Source organism: Diaphorobacter limosus (genome assembly GCF_033100095.1).
In the GTDB taxonomy this organism is placed as follows: domain Bacteria; phylum Pseudomonadota; class Gammaproteobacteria; order Burkholderiales; family Burkholderiaceae_C; genus Alicycliphilus; species Alicycliphilus limosus.
The window spans coordinates 836,042-857,868 of the sequence record NZ_CP136921.1; the positions used below are offsets into that span (position 1 = coordinate 836,042).

Consider the following 21,827-nt stretch of genomic DNA (forward strand, 5'->3'; position numbering starts at 1 on the left):
CCAGACCATCACTTCAAGCCTTTCGCTGCGGTCTTGAACCGCGACGCCCACTGGGCTTTGCGCTGCGCCGTGAACACCCACCAGGGCTTGGCCGCGCCACCATTCATGAACTCGTGCGCGGCCAACAACACGTCGAGCACGCAGGGGTCGTGGCGCTGGCCCATGGGCCCACGCAATGCGTCGTAGGTATGCCAAGGGTCCATGCGTCCTACGTCGGTTGGGGCATGCACGCCAAGCCCCTTCAAATCGGCGGCAATCGACGGGCCGATGTTGGGTATATCGGTCAGTTTGACAGCCTGTTGGGCGGTGGCAGCCTTGGGCATTGCGTGATCAGCTATTCAAATCAGAGCGGAATATTCCCGTGCTTGCGCCACGGGTTGTCCAGCTTCTTGTCCTTGAGCATGGCCAGGCTGCGGCAGATGCGCTGGCGCGTCTCGTGCGGCTGGATTACGTCGTCGATATAGCCGCGGCTGCCGGCGACGAAGGGGTTGGCAAAGCGGGCCTTGTATTCGGCCTCGCGCGCGGCCAGCTTGGCGGGGTCTTTCTTTTCCTCGCGGAAGATGATCTCCACCGCGCCCTTGGCGCCCATCACCGCGATCTCGGCATTCGGCCAGGCCAGATTCACGTCGCCACGCAGGTGCTTGGAGCTCATCACGTCGTAGGCGCCGCCGTAGGCCTTGCGGGTGATGACGGTGATCTTGGGCACCGTGCACTCGGCGTAGGCGTAGAGCAGTTTGGCGCCATGCTTGATGATGCCGCCGTACTCTTGCGCAGTGCCGGGCATGAAGCCGGGCACGTCGACAAAGGTGATGACGGGGATGTTGAAGGCGTCGCAGAAGCGCACGAAGCGCGCGGCCTTGATGCTGCTCTTGATGTCCAGGCAGCCGGCCAGCACCAGCGGCTGGTTGGCCACCACGCCCACCACATGGCCGTCCATGCGCGCCATGCCGATGACGATGTTGGCGGCGTAGTCGGGCTGCAGCTCGAAGAATTCGCCGTCGTCCACCGTCTTGACGATGGCCTCCTTGATGTCGTAGGGCTGGTTGGGGTTCTCGGGCACCAGGGTGTCCAGGCTCAGGTCGGCGCGGTCGACGCGGTCCTGCGTGGGGCGGTGCGGCGCCTTTTCGCGGTTGCTGGCGGGGATGTAGTTGAAGAAGCGGCGCAGCATCAAGAGGGCCTCGACGTCGTTCTCGAAAGCCAGGTCGGCCACGCCGCTCTTGGTGTTGTGCGTGAGCGCGCCGCCCAGTTCCTCGGCCGTGACGCTCTCGTGCGTGACGGTCTTCACCACCTCGGGGCCGGTGACGAACATGTAGCTCGTGTCCTTGACCATGAAGATGAAGTCGGTCATGGCGGGCGAATACACCGCGCCGCCGGCGCAGGGGCCCATGATCATGCTGATCTGCGGAATCACGCCGCTGGCCATCACGTTGCGCTGAAACACCTCGGCATAGCCGCCCAGGCTGGCCACACCCTCCTGGATGCGCGCGCCGCCCGAGTCGTTCAGACCGATGACCGGAGCGCCGACCTTCATGGCCTGATCCATCACCTTGCAGATCTTCTCGGCATGCGCCTCGGAGAGCGCGCCGCCAAACACCGTGAAGTCCTGGCTGAAGACGAACACCAGGCGCCCGTTGATGGTGCCGTAGCCCGTCACCACGCCGTCGCCGGGAATATGCGTGGCATCCATGCCGAAGTCCGCACAGCGGTGCTCGACGAACATGTCCCACTCTTCGAATGAGCCGACGTCCAGCAGCACCTCGATGCGCTCACGCGCCGTGAGCTTGCCCTTGGCGTGCTGCGCGTCAATGCGTTTCTGGCCCCCGCCCAGGCGGGCGAGTTCGCGCTTTTTCTCCAGTTGGTCGAGGATGGTTTGCATCGGTTCTGTCCTTTGTTGGAATCTGATAACTATAAACTTGATAGCTTGTAGCGCTTATCCCATATGCGCTGCAAGCAGATTTCTTGCCGCAGTACTGGCGGCGATGCGGCCGGCGGCCACATCGGCTTGCATCTGCGGCAGCAGCGCCTGCACCTGCGGATGGGCACGAAAAGCCTGCTTCAGGCCGAAGTCGATGCGCTCCCACATCCAGGCCAGGGCCTGCTTTTCGCGCCGCGCGGCCAGGCGGCCGTTGGCGCTCTGCATCTGGCGGTAGTCCTGCACGGCGGCCCAGAAGCCGTCGACGCCCTGCTGCTGCAAGGCGCTGATCTGCAATACCTTGGGCGTCCATTGCTGGGCGTTGTGCGGGTCGTGCTCGGGGTTGCCGTGAAAGCCCAAGAGGCGCAGGCTCGACGTGATCTGCGCCTGGGCGCGGGTGGCGGCGGCCGGGTCGATGTCGGCCTTGTTGATGACCACCAGGTCGGCCAGCTCCATCACGCCCTTTTTGATGGCCTGCAGGTCGTCGCCCGCATTGGGCAGCTGCAGCACGCAGAACATGTCGGTCATGCCGTGCACCGCCGTCTCGCTCTGGCCCACGCCCACAGTCTCAACAATCACCACGTCGTAGCCTGCGGCCTCGCACACCAGCATGGCCTCGCGCGTTTTCTCTGCGACGCCGCCCAGCGTGCCGCTGCTGGGGCTGGGGCGAATGTAGGCGGCTTCTTCGGCGCACAGTTGCTCCATGCGCGTCTTGTCGCCCAGGATGGAGCCGCCGGTGACGGACGAGGATGGGTCTATGGCCAACACCGCCACCTTGAGCCCCTGGCGCACCAGGTACAGGCCCAGCGCCTCAATGAAGGTGGACTTGCCCACGCCGGGCACGCCGCTGATGCCTAAACGCAGGGCGCGGCCGGTGTGCGGCAGCAGGGCCGTCAGCAGGGCGTCGCCCTGGGTGCGGTGATCGGCGCGGGTCGATTCCAGCAGCGTGATGGCCTTGGCCATGGCGCGGCGCTGTATAGGCCCAGAGTGCCCGCAAATGGATTTCATCAATTGAGTGACGTCTTGCATGTGTTCTCAATCAACGAAAGGGCGCGAAAAAAGCATCGTCATCCACTGCCTCCTTGGCAGTTGCCGATCCTCCAAGCTCCCGCAATGCATCGAGCAATGGCCCCAGCCACTGGACAAATGCGGGTCCTTTTTTTGCTTGTTCTCACCAGTCCGGACCACTACAACTTACCTCCAGTCCAATCCTCTATGCGCAGGCCTTCGATGCGCTCGAATTCACCTACGTTGTGAGTCACCATGACGCCCTCCGGGTCGGCCAACACCTGGCAGCCAATCAGCAGATCCACGGCGCCGATGGGTGTGCCCGCCTTGCGCAGCCGGGCCCATTGCTGTCCATAGAGCCAGATGGCGTCAGCCCCCCAGGGCTGAACCCGGTGTAGTGCCAATGCCTTTTCCAACAGGAGCCGGTTGTGTTCCGCACGGGCGCTGTGCATGACGCCACTGGCGAGTTCCGCCGCCACCAGCGCGGAAATGACCAGGGCTTCGTGATCCACCTTGCGCATGTGCTCCAGCACGCGCGGATGTCTGCGCTGCCAGGCATATATGCAGATATTGGTATCCAGGTAGTAGCGTGGCATGGATGGCTCTAATCCCAACCTGGCACGTCGCGCGGCGGCGTCTTGTCACGCTCGATTTCGTCGGGCATGCCCTCGAACCGCCCCAGGAGATCCTCCAGCGCCGCCCACCACTCGTCCTGCGTCGCGCGACGGGGGCGCAACAGGACGGCGCCATCCTCCTGGCGCTCCACCGTCACCTCGTCGGTGTCGAAGCGGAACTCCTTGGGCAAGCGTACCGCCTGGCTACGACCGTTCATGAAGATCTTGGCAATGGCGAGGCCGGACATGATTCATCCCTTTAGTGTTGATATATACCAAAGGTATATGTCAACATCTTCAAGCTGTCAAACTCCTCTTGATTTGCTCCAGCACCTGCTTGGCGCTGGCCGGAATCGGCGTGCCCGGGCCGAAGATGCCCTTGACGCCCGCGGCGTTCAGGAAATCGTAGTCCTGCGCCGGGATCACGCCACCGACAAAAACAATGATGTCGTCGGCGCCCTGCGCTCTCAAAGCGTTGATGATGGCCGGCACCAGGGTCTTGTGGCCAGCCGCCAGAGTCGAGACGCCGATCGCGTGCACGTCGTTCTCTATCGCCTGGCGCGCGCATTCCTCGGGGGTCTGGAACAGCGGGCCGATGTCCACGTCAAAGCCCAGGTCGGCAAACGCCGTGGACACCACCTTGGCGCCGCGGTCGTGGCCGTCCTGGCCCAGTTTGGCGATCATCACGCGCGGGCGGCGGCCTTGTTGTTCGGCAAAGGCGTTGATCTCGCCCTTCAACTTTTCCCAGCCCTCGGCGCCTTCGTAGGCCTGGGCATAGACACCAGTGACCATTTGCGTATCCGCGCGGTGGCGGCCAAAAGACTTTTCCAGGGCGTCCGAGACTTCGCCCACGGTGGCGCGCAGGCGGATGGCCTTGATCGCCAGGTCGAGCAGGTTGCCGGTGCCGCTTTCTGCTGCAGAAGTAAGAGCTGCCAGCGCTTGCTGCACCTGGGCTGCATCTCGCTTTTGCTTGATGCTGTTCAGGCGCGCAATCTGGCTGTCCCGCACCTTGACGTTGTCCACTTCCAGAATGTCCACCGGGTCTTCTTTGGCCAGCTTGTACTTGTTGACGCCGACGATGACCTCCTTGCCAGAGTCGATCAGCGCCTGCTTCTGCGCCGCCGCCGCCTCGATCTTGAGCTTGGCCCAGCCGCTATCGACAGCGGCCGTCATGCCGCCCATGCCTTCGACCTCTTCGATGATCTTCCAGGCGGCATCCGCCATGTCCTGCGTCAGCTTCTCCATCATGTAGGAGCCGGCCCAGGGGTCGATGACGTTGGTGATGTGTGTCTCTTCCTGGATGATCAGCTGCGTATTGCGGGCGATGCGAGCAGAAAACTCGGTCGGCAGGGCAATCGCCTCGTCGAGCGCGTTGGTGTGCAGGGACTGCGTGCCGCCAAAGACGGCGGCCATGGCCTCGATCGTCGTCCTCACCACGTTGTTGTACGGGTCCTGCTCGGTCAGGCTCCAGCCCGATGTCTGGCAATGCGTGCGCAGCATCAGGCTCTTGGGGTTTTTGGCGTCAAAACCCTTCATGATGCGGCACCACAGCAGGCGCGCGGCGCGCATCTTGGCGATCTCCAGGTAGAAGTTCATGCCAATCGCCCAGAAGAAGGACAGGCGTCCGGCGAACTCGTCCACGTCCATGCCTTTGGCGATGGCGGTCTTCACATACTCCTTGCCGTCGGCCAGGGTAAAGGCCAGTTCCAGCGCCTGGTTCGCCCCGGCCTCCTGCATGTGGTAGCCGCTGATGCTGATCGAGTTGAACTTCGGCATATTCTTGGCCGTGTACTCGATGATGTCGCCGATGATGCGCATCGACGGCTTGGGCGGGTAGATGTAGGTGTTGCGCACCATGAACTCTTTCAGAATGTCGTTCTGAATGGTTCCCGAGAGCTTTTCCTGCGACACGCCCTGCTCTTCCGCCGCCACCACGTAGCCCGCCAGCACCGGCAGCACCGCACCGTTCATGGTCATGGAGACGCTCACCTTGTCCAGCGGAATCTCGTTGAACAAAATCTTCATGTCCTCGACCGAGTCGATCGCCACCCCGGCCTTGCCCACGTCGCCCGTGACGCGCGGGTGGTCGCTGTCGTAGCCACGGTGCGTGGCCAGGTCGAAGGCCACCGACACGCCCTGCCCGCCGGCGGCCAGCGCCTTGCGATAAAACGCATTCGACTCTTCAGCGGTGGAAAAGCCGGCGTATTGGCGAATCGTCCACGGCCGCACGGAATACATCGTCGCCTGCGGGCCGCGCAGATAGGGCTCAAACCCCGGCAGCGTGTTGGCGTAGGGAAGATCCTGCGTATCAGCGGCGGTGTACAGCGGCTTGACGCTGATGCCGTCGGGCGTCACCCAGTTGAGCGCGTTCACATCGCCGCCAGGAGCGGACTTGGCGGCGGCGCGGACCCAAGCGTCAAGGCTGGCGGGCTGGAAAGTGGGATTGTCAGAGCTCATGGTGGCGCGGTGCTTTCGCAAAGATGGCAAAAAGGGGCAGGATCACTCGCTGCTTTTCGCAGGTTTTCCCGAGTTTACCCGAACTGTAATTATTAATTCTTAACTCTTTTTGCGCTACCATTTGCCCATGTCCGCCCTCACCCTGACCCCGCGCGCGCTCTACGAACAGGTGGCGGAGCAGTTGCGCCAGCGCATCTTCCGGCGCGAGCTGGAGCCGGGCGGGTGGATTGACGAGCTGAAGATCGCCGAGGAATTCGGCATCAGCCGCACGCCGCTGCGCGAGGCCCTGAAGGTACTGGCGGCCGAGGGCCTGGTGACCATGAAGGTGCGGCGCGGCGCCTACGTCACCGAAATGAGCGACAAGGATTTGCGCGACGTGTACCACCTGCTGGCGCTGCTGGAGAGCGACGCCGCCGGCGTGGTGGCCGCGCGGGCGACCCCCGAGCAGCTGCGCGAGCTGGAGCAGCTGCACGCCGACCTGGCCGCCGCCCTGGACGAGCGCGAGCGCTTCTTTGCCATCAACGAGCGCATCCACATGCGCATGCTGGAGATGGCCGACAACCGTTGGCGCAGCCAGATGGTGGCGGATCTGCGCAAGGTCATGAAGCTCAACCGACACAACTCCCTGCTCAAGCAGGGGCGCATAGAAGACTCCCTGGCCGAGCACGCGGTCATATTGACGGCACTGCGCGCACATGATGCGCAGGCCACGATGGCCGCTATGCGCGACCATTTCGCCCAGGGCCTGGAGGCGGCGGCCTGAGCATCAGGCCTGGCCGAGCCCGGTGTCGTAAATGCAGCCAAAACGGTTTGCCAGAAAGTCAGCCAACGCCATCTGCTCTTGGCCGACAAAGCCTGCCTGCGGCAGTCGCTGGGTAGATACCAAGTCGAGCGCCGTGCAAATGCTGGCCGCCGTGGTGTGCTGTATGGCGCTCAGGGTTGTGCCGCGCAGCCGCGTGCCGGTGATGCGGGCGGCATAGCTCTCCTGCACCAGGCGCCCTGCGCGCTGGCCCATGGCACTGGCCAGGATGACGATCACATCCTGCTGGGTGCCGGCAATCGCCCCTTCCAGCAGCTCCTTGAGCAGCTCGCGACGCTCGCTCAGGCGCAACTCGGTCAGCAGCAGCTGCATGGCGGCGCGGTGGCCTGGGTAGCGGATGGTCTTGTAGTCCAGCTGCTCGATACGCCCCTCCCAGGTCTGCGTCAGCGTGCCCAGGCCGCCCGAGGTGTGAAAGGCCTCGTACTCCACGCCGTCGATCAGCAGCGGCTCCAGGCCGTCCAGTGCCGGTACGGTGCTGCGCCGGCCTTGGGCAATGACCTCGCAGGGCTTGCAGTATTCGTTGATCAGGCCCTCGGTGCTCCAGGTCAGGCTGTAGCGCAGGCTGCCCTGCGGATAGCGCGGCAGCGCCCCCACGCGCAGGCGCAGCGACCGCGCCACATCCAGCCGCCCGGCCAGATCGTTGCCCACAACCCCGATGAAACCCGGCGCCAGACCGCACTGCGGCATCAGCACGCTGCGCGCGTCGCGCGCCAGGGTGCGTATGGCTTGCGTGCTGGCCACATCCTCGGTCAGGTCGAAATAATGCACGCCATGCCTTGCGCACAAGGTGGCCACCGGCGCTGCCTGGTGAAATGGCAAGGCGTTCAGCACCGCATAGGCGCCGGCAACCACGGATTCAAGCGCCACCGCGTCCTGAACATGTGCCGTGGGCATGCCCGTCAAGGCATGCAAGCGTTGCAGCGAGGCAGCATTGCGATCGGCCACCAGCAGCGCATAGCCCCCGGCATCGAGCAACTTGAGTGCGATCGCCTGGCCGATCTGACCCGCACCCAGAATCACCACGGTGCGCAGCGCCGCACCCTGGGGTTGATGGTTCGGCATGGTGCGCCTCCTTGCAAAGCCATGGGCATGGCCATTGATGGTAGGCGGGCTTGCGCCCTGTGACCAGAGGTTGCTATTATTTTAATAGCTTATGGCGCTTGTACTACGGGCGTGAAAGCCGAAAATACCTCATAAAACCGCCCGCCTGCATCCGTGATGCGGTACCTGGGACAATACTGCGCCACCCATCGCCAAGATCTTTCGTGCAGCCCACCCCTCCCTCCTCCCCACACAACCCCTGGCGCATGTCCGTTGCGCCGATGATGGACTGGACCGACAGGCATTGCCGCCACCTGCACCGCCTGCTGTCGCGCCACACCCTGCTCTATACCGAGATGGTGACCACCGGCGCGCTGCTGCATGGCGACGTGCCGCGCCACCTGCGCTTTGGCGAGGCCGAGCACCCCGTGGCGCTGCAGCTGGGCGGCAGCGAGCCCGCCGACCTGGCGCAGGCCGCCCGCCTGGGCGCGCAATGGGGCTATGACGAGATCAACCTGAACTGCGGCTGCCCCAGCGAGCGCGTGCAGCGCGGCGCCTTTGGCGCCTGCCTGATGAACGAGCCGCACCTGGTGGCCGACTGCGTGAAAGCCATGCGGGACATGGTGGACATTCCCGTCACCGTGAAGCACCGCATAGGCATAGACCAGGGGGAAGACTATGGTTTTGTGCGCGACTTTGTCGGCACCGTGGCCGACGCGGGTTGCACCGTGTTCATCGTGCATGCGCGCAATGCCTGGCTCAAGGGCCTGTCACCGAAGGAAAACCGTGAGATTCCGCCCCTGCGCTACGACGTCGCCGCACGCCTGAAGGCCGACTTCCCGTACCTGACCATTGCCATCAACGGCGGCTTTCAGACCGATGCCGCCGTCCAGGAACAGCTGGCGCATGTCGATGGCGTGATGGTGGGCCGCGAGGCCTATCACAACCCCTGGTGGTTGGCCCGCTGGGACGAGCTGTTCTTTGGTGCGGCGCCGGGCCTGCTGACACGCGAGCAGGTCGAGGAAGACATGGTGGCCTACATGGAGCGCGAGGCCGTAGAACACGGCACGCATTGGTACGCGATTGCGCGCCACATGCTGGGCCTGCGCCATGGTCTGCCCGGTGCGCGCCGCTGGCGCCAGGTGTGGAGCGACCATCGCCTGAAGACACTGCCGGCGCGCGATGTCATGACCCTGGCGCGCACCAGGCCACCAACGACGTGAACGCACTGCTGCCCACCATTGGCAGGCAGCGACCGGCTGCCCTACGATGGCGGCCATCACCCCCGACGGCACCTACCACCGCATGTCTTCTTCCACCCATCTTGCACGCGAGGAAGCCGCCTTCCACGCCTTCTATGCGCTGGAGCGCCCGGCCCTGGAGCAGGCCCGCGTCTTTTTCAAGGATTTGCTGCAGACCATTCTTGCGCAGGCGCGCCACATCGACATAGCCAAGATCGAAAGCCGCGTGAAAGACCGCGACGAATGTCTGCGCAAGTTCTCGCGCAAGTACCGCACGACGCTGGAAGAAAGCGGCGTTCCCTATGAAATCCGCCCCTACATCACCGACCTGATAGGCGTGCGCGTGGTCTGCCTGTATGAGGACGAGCTGGAGAAGGTGGCGCAGATCGTGCAATCGCACTTCGACGTGATCGACGTAACCGACAAGGTCAGCGCCATGGAGGGCACCGAGGCCTCTTTCGGCTACAAGGGCCTGCATCTGGATCTGCGCCTGAACGCCGCCCAGGCCGCCTTGCCGCAGCATGCTGCTTATGTCCATCAGCCCTTCGAGTTACAGGTGCGCACTATCATCCAGGACGCGTGGAGCGTGCTGGATCACAAGATCAAGTACAAAAAATCGATTCCGGCTCAGCTCAAGCGCCGTATCAACGTGCTGTCGGCGCTGTTCGAGCTGGCCGACCGCGAGTTTCTTCAGATCCGCGACGCGACGGCGGCCGAGCTGCAACGCGCGCCCGACGAGACCACCGAGGCCGACCCGCCCGGCGCCCGGCCCGCGCTAGCGGGCAGCGAGCTCAATGCTTTCACCTTTTTGAAGATCGCCAACCACTTCTTCAAGGATGTGGAATTCGAGGGCCAGAAGGTCGATCAGTTCGTGGACGACATCCGCGCCTGGTCACCCGCCATCACCCGTGCCCGCTTCAATGCACTGATGCGCGAAACCCTGGCCACCGTCAAGCGCTACAAGCAGTATTACGAAGAGCGCAACCCCGAGAGCAGCTTCAACCCCTTCACGGTGATGCGCCACTGCCTGTATCTGGGCGACAAGCAGCTGTTCCGTCGTGCTTTACGCAACACTTCGCGTGAGGCCTTCGAAGCCTGGCTGCAAGGAACCACCTGATCCCAAGCCGGCACCAGAAAAGGATCAATCCCCTACCACAAAGCGCGATTTGCCATCAACCCCCCAGTCAACAGTTGGGTTGTTTTGTCGCCTACGAGACGTAAAATTCGTGGTAGTCCTACACACATACACAGCGATTTGCTTGCATATTGTGCACTGCAACATAAAATATCGCTCATATGCTGTACACCATCTACGAATCCCAGCGCTCCCTGATGGAGCCCTTTGCCGATCTGGCACAAGCGGCCGCCAAGTTCTACAGCAATCCGCTGTCGCCCCTCAGTGAGACGCCACTGGCCCAGCGCCTGTCCGCCGGCTACGATCTCATGCATCGCCTGGGCAAGGACTATGAAAAGCCCGAGTTTGGCATCCGTACCGTGGACGTGGACGGTGTCAGCTGCGCCATTCACGAGCGCATCGAAATCGACAAGCCGTTCTGCGAGCTGCGCCGTTTCAAGCGCTTCTCCGACGATCCGGACACCTTGCTCAAGCTCAAGGTACAACCCGTGGTGCTCATCGTCGCGCCGCTTTCCGGGCATTACGCCACGCTGCTGCGCGACACGGTGCGCTCCATGCTGCAGGGCCACAAGGTCTATATCACCGACTGGAAAAACGCACGCACCGTGCCCATGTCCGAGGGCGACTTCCACCTCGACGACTATGTGAACTACGTACAGGAGTTCATTCGTCACCTGCAGGAAAAATACGGCAACTGCCATGTGATGAGCGTCTGCCAGCCAACGGTGCCGGTGCTCGCCGCGGTGTCGCTGATGGCCAGCCGGGGCGAAACCACGCCGCTGTCCATGACCATGATGGGCGGCCCGATCGACGCGCGTCGCTCGCCCACGGCGGTGAACAACCTCGCCTCCAAACGTAGCTATTCATGGTTTGAAAACAACGTCATCTACCGCGTGCCGAGCAATTTCCCGGGAGCGGGTCGTCGCGTCTATCCGGGTTTCATGCAGCACATGGGCTTCGTGGCCATGAATCCCGATCGCCACGCGACCAGCCACTACGACTACTTCAGGGATTTGATCCAGGGTGCCGGCGCCAGCGCCGAGGCCCACCGCAAGTTCTATGACGAGTACAACGCCGTGCTCGACATGGACGCCCACTATTACCTGGAGACCATCAAGACCGTTTTCCAGGACTACAGCCTGGTCAACGGCACCTGGGATGTGCGCGCGCCCAGCGGTGAGCTCCAGCGCGTGCGCCCGCAGGACATCACCACCACGGCGCTGCTGACCGTCGAGGGCGAACTCGACGACATCTCCGGCTGCGGCCAGACCGAGGCCGCACAGGGCCTGTGCAGCGGCATTCCCCCCGAACGCCGCACGCACTACGAAGTCAAGGGTGCGGGCCACTACGGCATCTTCAGCGGCCGGCGCTGGCGCACGCATGTGTACACCCAGGTGCGCGACTTCATTCTCGCCAACCAACCCAGCCAGCCAGCTGCGGCCGCGCGCGTGCAGCGTGCGCGCAGCGCCTGAGTAGCGCGTCATGTCCACCGTCGAGGCCGAGCTGCCGTCGCTGTCATCGACAGAGGCGCTGCGGGCCCTGGCGGCACGCATCAACGCCGCCCTGCCCCAGACCCAGTGCACGCGCTGCGGCTATCCCGACTGCGCTGCATACGCCCTGGCCGTCGCCAGTGGCGAGGCCGGCATCAACCAATGCCCGCCCGGAGGCGCCCAGGGCATTGCGCGCCTGGCGACCATCACAGGCCGCCCGATTGAGCCCTTGAGTGCCGAGCATGGTCAGGAAGCACCTCGCACCGTGGCCGTCATCGACGAAAACTGGTGCATAGGCTGCACGCTGTGCATCAAGGCCTGCCCCACGGATGCGATCCTGGGCCTGAACAAGCGCATGCACACCGTCATTGCCCCGCATTGCACGGGCTGCGAACTGTGCGTTCCCGCCTGCCCCGTGGACTGCATTCGCATGGAAAACATCAGCGGCGAGGCCACAGGCTGGGCCGCCTGGTCAGCCTTGCAAGCCGATCAGGCCCGTACCCGCTATCTGTTCCGGCAAGAACGCCTGCAGCGGGAGCAGCAGACGCAGATCATGCCGGAGTCCACGGACAGACAGTCACCAGCCGATCCGCCTGAGGCGGCAGCTGCTGTGGAAACCGCCACCAAGCAAGCCGCCATCGCTACCGCATTGGCCCGTGCGCGAGCCAGGCGCTGAAGCAGGGCTACGCCGCAGCCGCGAGCGATTTGTAGACCCCGCAACCAAGATACAAATCCCCCGCGCGCCGCACAAAGGACATCTTGGTTTGAACCGTGCCCGTTGTCGGGTGCGTGATGTCGTATTCCACCCAACCCGGTGCCCGCTCGGCCTGAGTCACGATGGCGTGCAGCAGCTGTTCGCCCGCAACCCCAGGGATGTCCTGTACGCAGCTGCCAACCTTAGCGGGGTTACCGCCAAATGCTCGGTAGGTTCCGGCGGCATCCAGGGCAAACACATACATGTCGCGGTCATGGTAGGGCTGCGCAGGATCGCTCACGGTGCGCAGAAAGGCCTCGCGCGAATAGCCACCGTGCAGCGCTGCCGCTCGTTCGACCAAGGCCACTGCTTCATCGGCCGTACCCTGCTGCAGGCGGAAATTCCGCACGGCCTGTGACAGGGTGTGGGCACGACTTTCCAGTGCCTGGGCTTGATGCAGGGCATTGCCCGCCATGGACGCGTTGCGCTGGGTGATTTGGTCAAGCTGCTGCACCGCCGCGCTGATTTCTTGCAGACCGGTCTGCTGTTCGGTCACCGAATGCGAAATATCACTCACATGGCTCGCCACGCCACGAATGCCGTTCGCCATGGAAGCAATACCGTCGCCGGAGCTGCGAATCAGGCCGGCACTGCTCTCGACCTGTTGTACCGAGGTGCTGATCAGTCCGCGGATCTCGCGTGCCGCCTCGGCGGACCGACGCGCAAGCATGCGTACCTCGGCCGCCACGACGGCAAACCCTCGGCCCTGTTCCCCTGCCCGGGCGGCTTCGACGGCCGCATTGAGGGCCAGGATATTGGTCTGAAAGGCAATGCTGTCGATCACCTGAATGATCTCGCCCATGCGACGGGCATCATTCTGAATACCCTGAACCGAATCCACGGCACGCGCCATGGCCTGCGTGCCGGCCTCGGCCATGGTGCGCAGCTCAATGGCATGTTGATCCGCCACGCCCGCGGTCTGTGCGTTGCCATTCACTGCAGAGGACAGCTGGGCCACGCTGGCAACCGTCTGCTGCAGGCTTGCCGCCTGCTGCTCGGTGCGGCCTGCGAGCTCCAGGTTGTCCGACGCCAGGGTCTGCCCCGCATGCGCGACCAAGGCGGCGTTGCTGCGTATGTCGGCCACCATGGCGGACAACGTGAGCACCATGCGATCGAGTTGCAAGCCCATGTGCGCCAGTTCATCCGCACCCTTCAGCTGCACGCGCGCGCACAGATCGCCATGTGCCGCCCGATGCATTGACATGCTCAACTGCCGCATGTCCTGGATCACGCTGATCCGCAAGGCGACTGCCAGATACACGACCGCCAACACAGCCAAGCCGGACACCCACCAGTGCACCTGCGAACCCAGCCCCTGCACGCCTGCAACAAGCATTTGCGCCAGCACGGCGACACCAGCCAGCAGGGCCAATTTGGCGCTAAAGCGCAGACGACGCATCAGCCAGATGCCTGGTCGCAGAATGAACAAATCTGCCATCGTCTCGAACTCCCTCGCAATTCAGAGCGCCATATGATTATGATTCCGATGGTAACAATGTAAACACATTCAATCAATGCAGAAATCGAGGCTAAGGCCGACTCGGTCAAGGCACCCGAGTACGCTCCAAGACATTGCTGGCCATCCTTGATAATCGGCACCATGAACCCCCTGCTCTCCCGACTGCAGCCCTACCCATTCGAGCGGCTGCGACAGCTTTTCGCGGGGGTTACCCCGTCTGCGCAGCACAGTGCCATCAGCCTGGGCATTGGCGAGCCGCGCCACGCCACACCGCGTTTCATCCAGGAAGCGCTTGCCGCCAACCTGGCGGGCCTGGCCAGCTACCCATCAACCTTGGGCGAGCCGCGCTTGCGCGAGGCCTGCGCGGCCTGGATGCAACGCCGCTATGGCATTGCCGTGGATGCGGCTACACAGCTGCTGCCCGTCAACGGCTCGCGTGAGGCCTTATTCGCGTTCACACAAACGGTGGTCGATGCCTCGCGGCCCGGTGCCACCGTGGTCTGCCCCAATCCGTTCTATCAAATCTACGAAGGTGCCACCCTGCTGGCCGGCGCCAACCCGCATTTCGCCCCCAGTGACCCGGCGCGCAACTTTGCCGTTGACTGGGACAGCGTGCCCGATGCCGTGTGGCAGCGAACGCAGCTGCTGTTCGTGTGCTCTCCCGGCAACCCCACGGGCGCCGTGATGCCCTTGGCCGAGTGGGAGAAGCTGTTTGCGCTCAGCGACCGCCATGGCTTCGTGATTGCCTCTGATGAGTGCTACAGCGAAATTTACTTTCGCGACGAGCCCCCTTTGGGTGGCCTGGAGGCTGCGGCCAAACTGGGGCGCGACGATTACCGCAACCTGATCGCCTTCACCAGCCTGTCCAAGCGCAGCAACGTGCCCGGCCTGCGCAGCGGCTTTGTCGCCGGCGACGCCACGCTCATCAAGGCCTTTTTGCTCTACCGCACCTACCACGGCAGCGCCATGGGCCTGGCGGTGCAGGCGGCCAGCATAGCCGCATGGAACGACGAGGCCCATGTGGAGGACAACCGCGCCCTGTACCGTGCCAAGTTTGCCCAGGTCACGCCGCTGCTGGACCAGGCCATGCAGGTCAGCCTGCCCGACGCCGGCTTCTACCTCTGGGCCCAGGTTCCCGAGGCGCTGGGCATGAGCGATACCGACTTCGCCCGCCAACTGCTGGCTCAATACAATGTGACGGTGCTGCCGGGCAGCTACCTGGCGCGCGAGACGGATGGCATCAATCCTGGCGCCCAGCGCGTGCGCATGGCCCTGGTGGCCGAGGCCGACGAGTGCCTGCAGGCCGCCCAGCGCATCGTGCAATTCATCCGCTCCCATACCTGATTCCTTTCATGACACAACAACTGCAGACCCTGATAGACAACGCCTGGGACAACCGCGCCAGCCTGGCGCCCGGTGCCGCCCCCAAAGAGATCGAAGATGCCGTCGAGCATGTGATTGCCGAGCTCAACAACGGCCAGTTGCGCGTGGCCACGCGTGAAGGCGTGGGCCAGTGGACGGTGCACCAGTGGATCAAAAAGGCCGTGCTGCTGTCCTTCCGCCTGAAGGACAACGCCGTCATGCGCGCCGGCGACCTGGCCTTCTTCGACAAGGTGCCGCCAAAGTTCTCCCATCTCACGCCCGACGAGATGGCCGCCACCGGCGTGCGCGTGGTGCCGCCGGCCGTGGCGCGCCGCGGCAGCTTCATCGCCAAGGGTGCCATCCTCATGCCCAGCTACGTGAACATCGGCGCCTATGTGGATGAGGGCACCATGGTCGATACCTGGGCCACCGTGGGCTCCTGCGCCCAGGTGGGCAAGCATGTGCACCTGTCGGGCGGCGTGGGCTTGGGCGGTGTGCTGGAGCCGCTGCAGGCCGGCCCCACCATCATCGAGGACAACTGCTTCATCGGCGCGCGCTCCGAGATCGTCGAGGGCGTGATCGTCGAGGAAAACTCCGTCATCTCCATGGGCGTGTACATCGGCAAGAGCACCCCGATCTACGACCGCGCCACGGGCGAAACCACCTACGGCCGAGTGCCGGCGGGCTCGGTCGTGGTCAGTGGCAACCTGCCCAAGGATGGCGGGCGCTACAGCATGTACGCCGCCATCATCGTCAAGAAGGTGGACGCCAAGACGCGCGCCTCCACCAGCCTGAACGACCTGTTGCGCGATTGATATGCGACACCCCCCTGAGGCGCTTCGCGCCTTCACCCCCGCTCTCGCTTCGCGGGCAGGGGGACGACGCCAGCGCGGCGGGGCGGCCCTTGCGCGGCGTCCGCTGCGTGGGGCCGCGCCAGTTGCATGCGTCGCGGGCGACGCGCGAACCGCAGTGGATAACCAATACACACGACCGCGAGAGAGGGAGCAAGCATGAGCACGATGGAACGCATATTGCGCCTGATGGGCGAGAAGAAGGCCTCCGACGTCTACCTGTCGGCGAATGCGCCGGCCCTGATCAAGATCAACGGCGAATGCGTGCCCATCAACAACCAGCTGCTGCCGCCCGATGCGCCGCGCAACCTGCTGGCCGAGATCGTGCCGCCCGACCGCATCGAGGAGCTGGAGGAGACGGGAGAGCTCAACATGGGTGTCCCGCTCGCTGGCGTGGGGCGCTTTCGTGTCAGCGCCATGCGCCAGCGCGGCACCTACGCGGTGGTGATCCGTTTCATCGCCCAAGAGATACCCAAGCTGTCCACCCTGAATCTGCCGCCCGTGCTCAGCGAGCTGATCATGGAAAAGCGCGGCCTGATCCTGGTCGTCGGCGCCACCGGTTCAGGCAAGAGCACGACACTGGCGGCCATGATCGACGAGCGCAACGAGGCCATGACGGGCCATATCCTCACCGTCGAAGACCCGGTCGAATACCAGTTCAAGAACAAGAAGTCCATCGTCAACCAGCGCGAGATCGGCGGCGACACGCAGTCGCTGCAGACGGCGTTGAAGAACGCCCTGCGCCAGGCGCCGGACGTGATCCTGATTGGCGAGATCCGCGACCGCGAGACCATGTCGGCGGCCATCGCCTATGCCCAGTCGGGCCACCTGTGCCTGGCCACGCTGCATGGCAACAACAGCTACCACGCGCTCAACCGCATTTTGTCGTTCTACCCAGTCGAGGTGCGCTCCACCATGCTGGGCGACCTGGGCTCGGCCCTCAAGGCCATCATCTCGCAGCGCCTGGTGCGCACCAAGACGGGCGAGCGCCTGCCGGCGGCCGAGATCATGCTCAACACCAAGCTGGTGGCCGACCTGATCGAGCAGAGCGACTTCTCCGGCGTGCGCGAGGCCATGGAGAAATCCATGGCCGAAGGCTCGCAGACTTTCGAGGAAGCCCTGGCGCAGATGATCCTGAGCGACAAGATCGACCGCAAGGAAGGCCTGTCCTACGCCGACTCGCCCACCAACCTCATGTGGCGCCTGCAAAACGACTTCACCATCGCCGCCCGCGCCGCCAAGGCGCAGCAGGAGGCGAGCCAGCAGCCCGAGGACGAAGAGCCTTCGTTCACCGAGATCGTGCTGGACGTCAAGCCTGCCTGACGGCCCCAGCCGGCTCGCGCGCCGGCCTCTCTACCGCCCACCCGATGTCCCCCACCCTGCAACTGACCGAACAACTCATCGCCCGCCCCTCCATCACCCCCGAGGACGCGGGCTGCCTGGATCTGCTGACCGAACGCCTGGCCCCGCTGGGCTTTGCCTGCGAGCGGCTGGACAGCGGGCCGCCCAGCTTCCGCGTCAGCAATCTATGGGCAAAAAGGCCTGCAGCGTCCGTCAATAAAGCGCAAGAAGCTATTAAAACAATAGTGTTTGCCGGCCATACCGACGTGGTGCCCACCGGCCCCGTGGAGCAATGGGGCAGCCCGCCGTTCCAGCCCACGCAGCGCGACGGCCGGCTGTACGGGCGCGGTGCCAGCGACATGAAGACGTCGATCGCCGCCTTCATCGTCGCCGTCGAGGAGTTCCTGGCCGCCACGCCCGAGCCGGCCATCGCCATCGCCTTTTTGCTCACCAGCGACGAGGAAGGCCCGTCGGTGGACGGCACGAAGGTGGTGGTCGAGAGGCTGCGCGCACGCGGCGAGCGCCTGGACTGGTGCATCGTGGGCGAACCGACATCGGTCACGAGCACCGGCGACATGATCAAGAACGGCCGTCGCGGCACGCTCTCGGGCCGGCTCGCCGTGAAGGGCGTGCAAGGCCATATCGCCTACCCGCAGCTGGCGCGCAACCCCATCCACCAGGCGGTGCCCGCGCTGGCCGAGCTGGCCGCCACCGAGTGGGACCAGGGCAACGCCTTCTTCCAGCCGACCAGCTGGCAGATGAGCAACATCCACGCCGGCACCGGCGCGACCAACGTCATCCCCGGCCAGGTGGTGATCGACTTCAACTTCCGCTTCAGTACCGAATCCACCGCCGATGGCCTGAAGGCCCGCGTGCATGCGCTGCTCGATCGCCACGGCCTGGACTACGACCTGGCCTGGACGCTGGGCGGCCAGCCCTTCCTGACCACGCCGGGCGAGCTGGTCGATGCCGTGCAGCAGGCCATTGCCGCCGAAACCGGCCTGGCCACCGAGCTCTCCACCACCGGCGGCACCAGCGACGGCCGCTTCATCGCCCAGATCTGCCCCGAGGTGGTCGAACTCGGCCCGCCCAACGACAGCATCCACAAGATCGACGAGAACATCCGCCTGGTGGACATAGAGCCCCTGACGAACATCTACCGCCGCACGCTGGAGAACCTGAACGCGCGGGCCGCGGCATGACACAGGCCGTACAAGGCGCCACCGTGGGCGCGCTGATCCAAAGCGGTGCGGAACAGCTGGCCCAGGCCGGCGTGGTCTTTGGCCATGGCACGACCAACGCCTGGGACGAGGCCGCCTGGCTGGTGCTGTGGCGCCTGGGCCTGCCGCTGGACAGCGTACTCGAAGAAGGTGTGGCTGATTCAGTTGAAAATCGAACCGTAACGCCCGCCAATCAAGCGCTGGTAGCTACTCTTTTTGAAGAGCGCATCGCCACGCGCAAGCCCGCCGCCTACCTGACGCGCGAGGCCTGGCTGCAGGGCGTGCCCTTCTACGTGGACGAGCGCGCCATCGTGCCGCGCAGCTTCATCGCCGAGCTGCTGGCAGGCGGCGGCATCGACGACTGGCTCAGCGACCAGACCAGGAACGTGCTCGACCTGTGTACCGGCAACGGCAGCCTGGCCTGTCTGGCGGCCATGGCCTGGCCCGAGGTAGCAGTGACCGGCGCCGACATCTCGCCGGACGCCCTGGCCGTGGCGCGCATCAACGTCGACAAACATGGCCTGCAGCAGCGCGTGCGCCTGATCGAGTCCGACGGCCTGGCCGCCTGCCCCGGCCCCTGGGACCTGATCCTGTGCAACCCGCCCTATGTCAACGCCCAGAGCATGGCCGCCCTGCCGCAGGAGTACCGCGCCGAGCCCGCGCTGGCCCTGGCCGGCGGCGCAGACGGCATGGACTTCGTCCGCCGCCTGCTGCAGGACGCCCCCACGCACATGAGCCAGGATGCCGTGCTGGTGCTGGAGATCGGCAACGAGCGCGCCCACTTCGAGGCCGCCTTCCCCCAATTGCCCGTGTTCTGGTTGCCCACCAGTGCCGGCGAAGACCAGGTGCTGCTCGTCACGCGTGCCGCCCTGGCGCATTTTTCTGCATGATCACTCTGAAAAACGTCACCTTGCGCCGCGGCAGCAAGGTGCTCCTAGACGGCGTCAGCGCCACCATCAACCCTGGTGAACAGGTCGGCCTGGTAGGCCGCAACGGCGCGGGCAAGTCCACCCTGTTTGCGCTCTTGAACGGCACGCTGCACGAAGACGGCGGCGATTTCTTCATGCCGCCGCAGTGGCGCATGGCGCAAGTCGCGCAGCATATGCCCGAGACCGACGAGCCGGCCACGGATTTTGTGCTGGATGGCGATACACGCTTGTCCAGTCTGCGCAATAAGCTATCAAAAGCAGAGCGTACCGGCGATGGTATGGCCATCGCCCAGGCGCATGCCGACCTGCAGGATGCCGGCGCGCATGACGCGCCCGCACGCGCGCAGGCGCTGATCCTGGGCCTGGGGTTTCAGGTGGCCGAACTCGATCGCCCCGTAAACAGCTTCTCCGGCGGCTGGCGCATGCGTCTGCAGCTGGCGCGCGCGCTGATGTGCCCGTCCGACCTGCTGCTGCTGGACGAGCCCACCAATCACTTGGACCTGGACGCGCTGGTGTGGCTGGAGGCCTGGCTCAAGCGCTACGAGGGCACGCTCATCGTCATCAGCCACGACCGCGAGTTTCTGGATGCCGTGACCGGCGTCACGCTGCACATCGACAACGGTACGCTCACGCGCTACGGCGGCAACTACAGCCAGTTCGAGGAGCTGCGGGCGCAGCAGCTGACCCTGCAGCAGGCGTCGTTCGAGCGCCAGCAGGCAAAGATCGCCCACCTGCAGAAGTTCATCGACCGCTTCAAGGCCAAGGCCACCAAGGCACGCCAGGCGCAAAGCCGCGTCAAGGCGCTGGAGCGCATGGAAAAGATCGCCCCGGTGCTAGCCAGCGCCGAATTCACCTTTGAATTCCAGGAGCCGGCCAACCTGCCCAACCCCATGCTGGCGCTGACCGATGCGGCCTTTGGCTACCCCAGTGAAGACGGCGCCGAGAGCACGATACTCACCGGCGTCAGCAAAACGGTGCTGGCCGGCCAGCGCATAGGCATTCTGGGCGCCAACGGCCAGGGCAAGTCCACGCTGGTCAAAACCATCGCCCGCACCATGGCGCCGCTCTCGGGCAAGGTCACCGAGGGCAAGGGCCTGGCGATTGGCTACTTCGCCCAGCAGGAACTCGATGTGCTGCACCCGGATGATCACCCGCTGGGGCACATGGTGCGCCTGGCGCGCGAGCTGGGCGTGGACGCGCGCGAACAGGATTTGCGCAACTTCCTCGGGTCATTCAATTTCAGCGGCGACATGGTGCTGCAGGCCGTGGGCAGCATGAGCGGCGGCGAAAAAGCCCGCCTGGTACTGGCCATGATCGTCTGGCAGCGGCCCAACCTGCTGCTGCTCGACGAGCCCACCAACCACCTGGACCTGGCCACGCGCGAGGCCCTGGCCATGGCGCTCAACGAGTTCGAGGGCACGGTGATGCTGGTGAGCCATGACCGGGCCCTGCTGCGCGCCGTGTGCGACGAGTTCTGGCTTGTCGGCCGCGGCCAGGTCGGCCCCTTTGATGGCGACCTCGATGATTACCAGCGCTACCTGCTGGAAGAATCCAAGCGTCTGCGCGAGCAGGCCCGCACGGCCAGCAGCGCGGTATCGGCGCCGGCGGCCGCTGCGCCACCCCAGCGCGACGCACGCGAACAGCGCCGCCTGGACGCCCAGGCGCGCCAGTTGCTGGCCGAGAAGACTCGGCCGCTAAAGCGCGAGCTCGACAAGATCGACCAGCGCCTGGCAGCCCTGGGCCAGGAAAAGGCAGCGCTGGAAGAGCGCCTGATGCAAGCCCTGCCAGCGGCAGAGATTGCCGACTGCGGGCGGCGCCTGAAAGCCTGCGCCGACGAGATCGAAGTACTGGAAGAAAAGTGGCTGGATATGTCCACGACTCTTGAAGAATTGAGCCGATAGCGGCGGCCTGCCCGGATAACACACGGAAGAAATTGCCCGTTAGCGCTTTTGCAGCATGGATTTATAGCTCTTGTATCGAGAGCAAAAACAGGTGCTATCCAGGGGTTGCACTTTCTTTCCACTCGCTGTCAACGCTGCGCCCGGGGTTCGCGTTGTGGTTACATCAAAGGAGTTTTTCCCATGACCATGACTGCAATGCTCTCTGCCTGGCCCGAAGACGAACGCGATCGCAAGCGCGCGCCAACCCGCCTGTAAGGGCATCCTGCGGCCTTGCGAGGCCCTGATTTCGGGA

At 64.5% G+C, this 21,827-nt stretch carries 19 protein-coding genes; 11 read left to right on the forward strand and 8 right to left on the reverse strand.

Annotation, left to right across the window (positions count from 1 at the left end; all coding sequences use genetic code 11):
• Positions 1–8: 8 nt before the first annotated feature.
• From P4826_RS04110 to scpA, 6 genes are all read right to left on the reverse strand, one after another.
• Positions 9–323 carry a helix-hairpin-helix domain-containing protein gene (locus P4826_RS04110; RefSeq protein ID WP_317702645.1) on the reverse strand — a complete coding sequence of 105 codons (315 nt, stop codon included), beginning with the start codon at positions 321–323 and terminating at the stop codon, positions 9–11.
• Between the two features lie 20 nt (positions 324–343).
• On the reverse strand, positions 344–1,876 hold the full coding sequence (locus P4826_RS04115; protein ID WP_317702646.1) for an acyl-CoA carboxylase subunit beta: 1,533 nt from the start codon (positions 1,874–1,876) through the stop codon (positions 344–346).
• A gap of 54 nt (positions 1,877–1,930) precedes the next feature.
• Positions 1,931–2,920: a methylmalonyl Co-A mutase-associated GTPase MeaB gene (gene meaB, locus P4826_RS04120; RefSeq protein WP_317702647.1), complete on the reverse strand. Its 990-nt coding sequence runs from the start codon at positions 2,918–2,920 to the stop codon at positions 1,931–1,933.
• A gap of 179 nt (positions 2,921–3,099) precedes the next feature.
• On the reverse strand, positions 3,100–3,516 hold the full coding sequence (locus tag P4826_RS04125; RefSeq protein ID WP_317702648.1) for a type II toxin-antitoxin system VapC family toxin: 417 nt from the start codon (positions 3,514–3,516) through the stop codon (positions 3,100–3,102).
• An 8-nt stretch (positions 3,517–3,524) separates the two neighbouring features.
• A complete protein-coding gene (locus P4826_RS04130; RefSeq protein WP_317702649.1) occupies positions 3,525–3,782 on the reverse strand; it encodes an antitoxin in 258 nt (85 codons plus the stop codon).
• 49 nt (positions 3,783–3,831) lie between these two features.
• Complete coding sequence (gene scpA / locus P4826_RS04135; RefSeq protein ID WP_317702650.1) at positions 3,832–5,991, reverse strand: methylmalonyl-CoA mutase; 2,160 nt, start codon at positions 5,989–5,991, stop codon at positions 3,832–3,834.
• A gap of 127 nt (positions 5,992–6,118) precedes the next feature.
• Here scpA and P4826_RS04140 point away from each other — a divergent pair, with 127 nt between their 5' ends.
• The gene (locus tag P4826_RS04140; RefSeq protein ID WP_317702651.1) at positions 6,119–6,754 is read left to right on the forward strand and encodes a GntR family transcriptional regulator; all 636 of its coding nucleotides are present in this window, start codon (positions 6,119–6,121) and stop codon (positions 6,752–6,754) included.
• A 3-nt stretch (positions 6,755–6,757) separates the two neighbouring features.
• Here the strand turns inward: P4826_RS04140 and P4826_RS04145 are convergent, their stop codons facing one another.
• Positions 6,758–7,873, reverse strand: a complete 1,116-nt coding sequence (locus tag P4826_RS04145; protein WP_317702652.1) for a saccharopine dehydrogenase family protein — start codon at positions 7,871–7,873, stop codon at positions 6,758–6,760.
• Positions 7,874–8,118: 245 nt separating this feature from the next.
• On the opposite strand from P4826_RS04145, the gene dusA reads away from it, so the two are divergent.
• From dusA to rsxB, 4 genes are all read left to right on the forward strand, one after another.
• Positions 8,119–9,075 (forward strand): tRNA dihydrouridine(20/20a) synthase DusA, encoded by a 957-nt coding sequence (gene dusA, locus P4826_RS04150; RefSeq protein ID WP_317702653.1) that lies wholly within the window; start codon positions 8,119–8,121, stop codon positions 9,073–9,075.
• Between the two features lie 46 nt (positions 9,076–9,121).
• Positions 9,122–10,210 carry a GTP pyrophosphokinase gene (locus P4826_RS04155; RefSeq protein ID WP_425605217.1) on the forward strand — a complete coding sequence of 363 codons (1,089 nt, stop codon included), beginning with the start codon at positions 9,122–9,124 and terminating at the stop codon, positions 10,208–10,210.
• A 179-nt stretch (positions 10,211–10,389) separates the two neighbouring features.
• Positions 10,390–11,700, forward strand: a complete 1,311-nt coding sequence (locus tag P4826_RS04160; protein WP_317702654.1) for a polyhydroxyalkanoate depolymerase — start codon at positions 10,390–10,392, stop codon at positions 11,698–11,700.
• Positions 11,701–11,710: 10 nt separating this feature from the next.
• Positions 11,711–12,394, forward strand: coding sequence for an electron transport complex subunit RsxB (rsxB, locus tag P4826_RS04165; protein WP_317702655.1), 684 nt, complete (start codon positions 11,711–11,713; stop codon positions 12,392–12,394).
• A gap of 7 nt (positions 12,395–12,401) precedes the next feature.
• On the opposite strand, the gene P4826_RS04170 is transcribed toward rsxB, so the two are convergent.
• A complete protein-coding gene (locus P4826_RS04170; RefSeq protein WP_317702656.1) occupies positions 12,402–13,910 on the reverse strand; it encodes a methyl-accepting chemotaxis protein in 1,509 nt (502 codons plus the stop codon).
• Between the two features lie 162 nt (positions 13,911–14,072).
• Between P4826_RS04170 and dapC the strand changes: the two genes are divergently transcribed.
• From dapC to P4826_RS04200, 6 genes are all read left to right on the forward strand, one after another.
• Positions 14,073–15,275 (forward strand): succinyldiaminopimelate transaminase, encoded by a 1,203-nt coding sequence (gene dapC, locus P4826_RS04175; RefSeq protein WP_317702657.1) that lies wholly within the window; start codon positions 14,073–14,075, stop codon positions 15,273–15,275.
• An 8-nt stretch (positions 15,276–15,283) separates the two neighbouring features.
• Positions 15,284–16,108: a 2,3,4,5-tetrahydropyridine-2,6-dicarboxylate N-succinyltransferase gene (gene dapD / locus P4826_RS04180; RefSeq protein WP_317702658.1), complete on the forward strand. Its 825-nt coding sequence runs from the start codon at positions 15,284–15,286 to the stop codon at positions 16,106–16,108.
• 195 nt (positions 16,109–16,303) lie between these two features.
• Positions 16,304–17,467, forward strand: a complete 1,164-nt coding sequence (locus P4826_RS04185; RefSeq protein ID WP_317702659.1) for a PilT/PilU family type 4a pilus ATPase — start codon at positions 16,304–16,306, stop codon at positions 17,465–17,467.
• A 44-nt stretch (positions 17,468–17,511) separates the two neighbouring features.
• A complete protein-coding gene (gene dapE / locus P4826_RS04190; protein WP_317702660.1) occupies positions 17,512–18,687 on the forward strand; it encodes a succinyl-diaminopimelate desuccinylase in 1,176 nt (391 codons plus the stop codon).
• On the forward strand, positions 18,684–19,595 hold the full coding sequence (prmB, locus tag P4826_RS04195; RefSeq protein ID WP_317702661.1) for a 50S ribosomal protein L3 N(5)-glutamine methyltransferase: 912 nt from the start codon (positions 18,684–18,686) through the stop codon (positions 19,593–19,595). The genes dapE and prmB overlap by 4 nt, the downstream gene beginning before the upstream one ends.
• Positions 19,592–21,535, forward strand: coding sequence for an ABC-F family ATP-binding cassette domain-containing protein (locus P4826_RS04200; RefSeq protein WP_317702662.1), 1,944 nt, complete (start codon positions 19,592–19,594; stop codon positions 21,533–21,535). Before prmB ends, P4826_RS04200 begins: the two co-directional genes overlap by 4 nt.
• Positions 21,536–21,827: the final 292 nt, after the last annotated feature.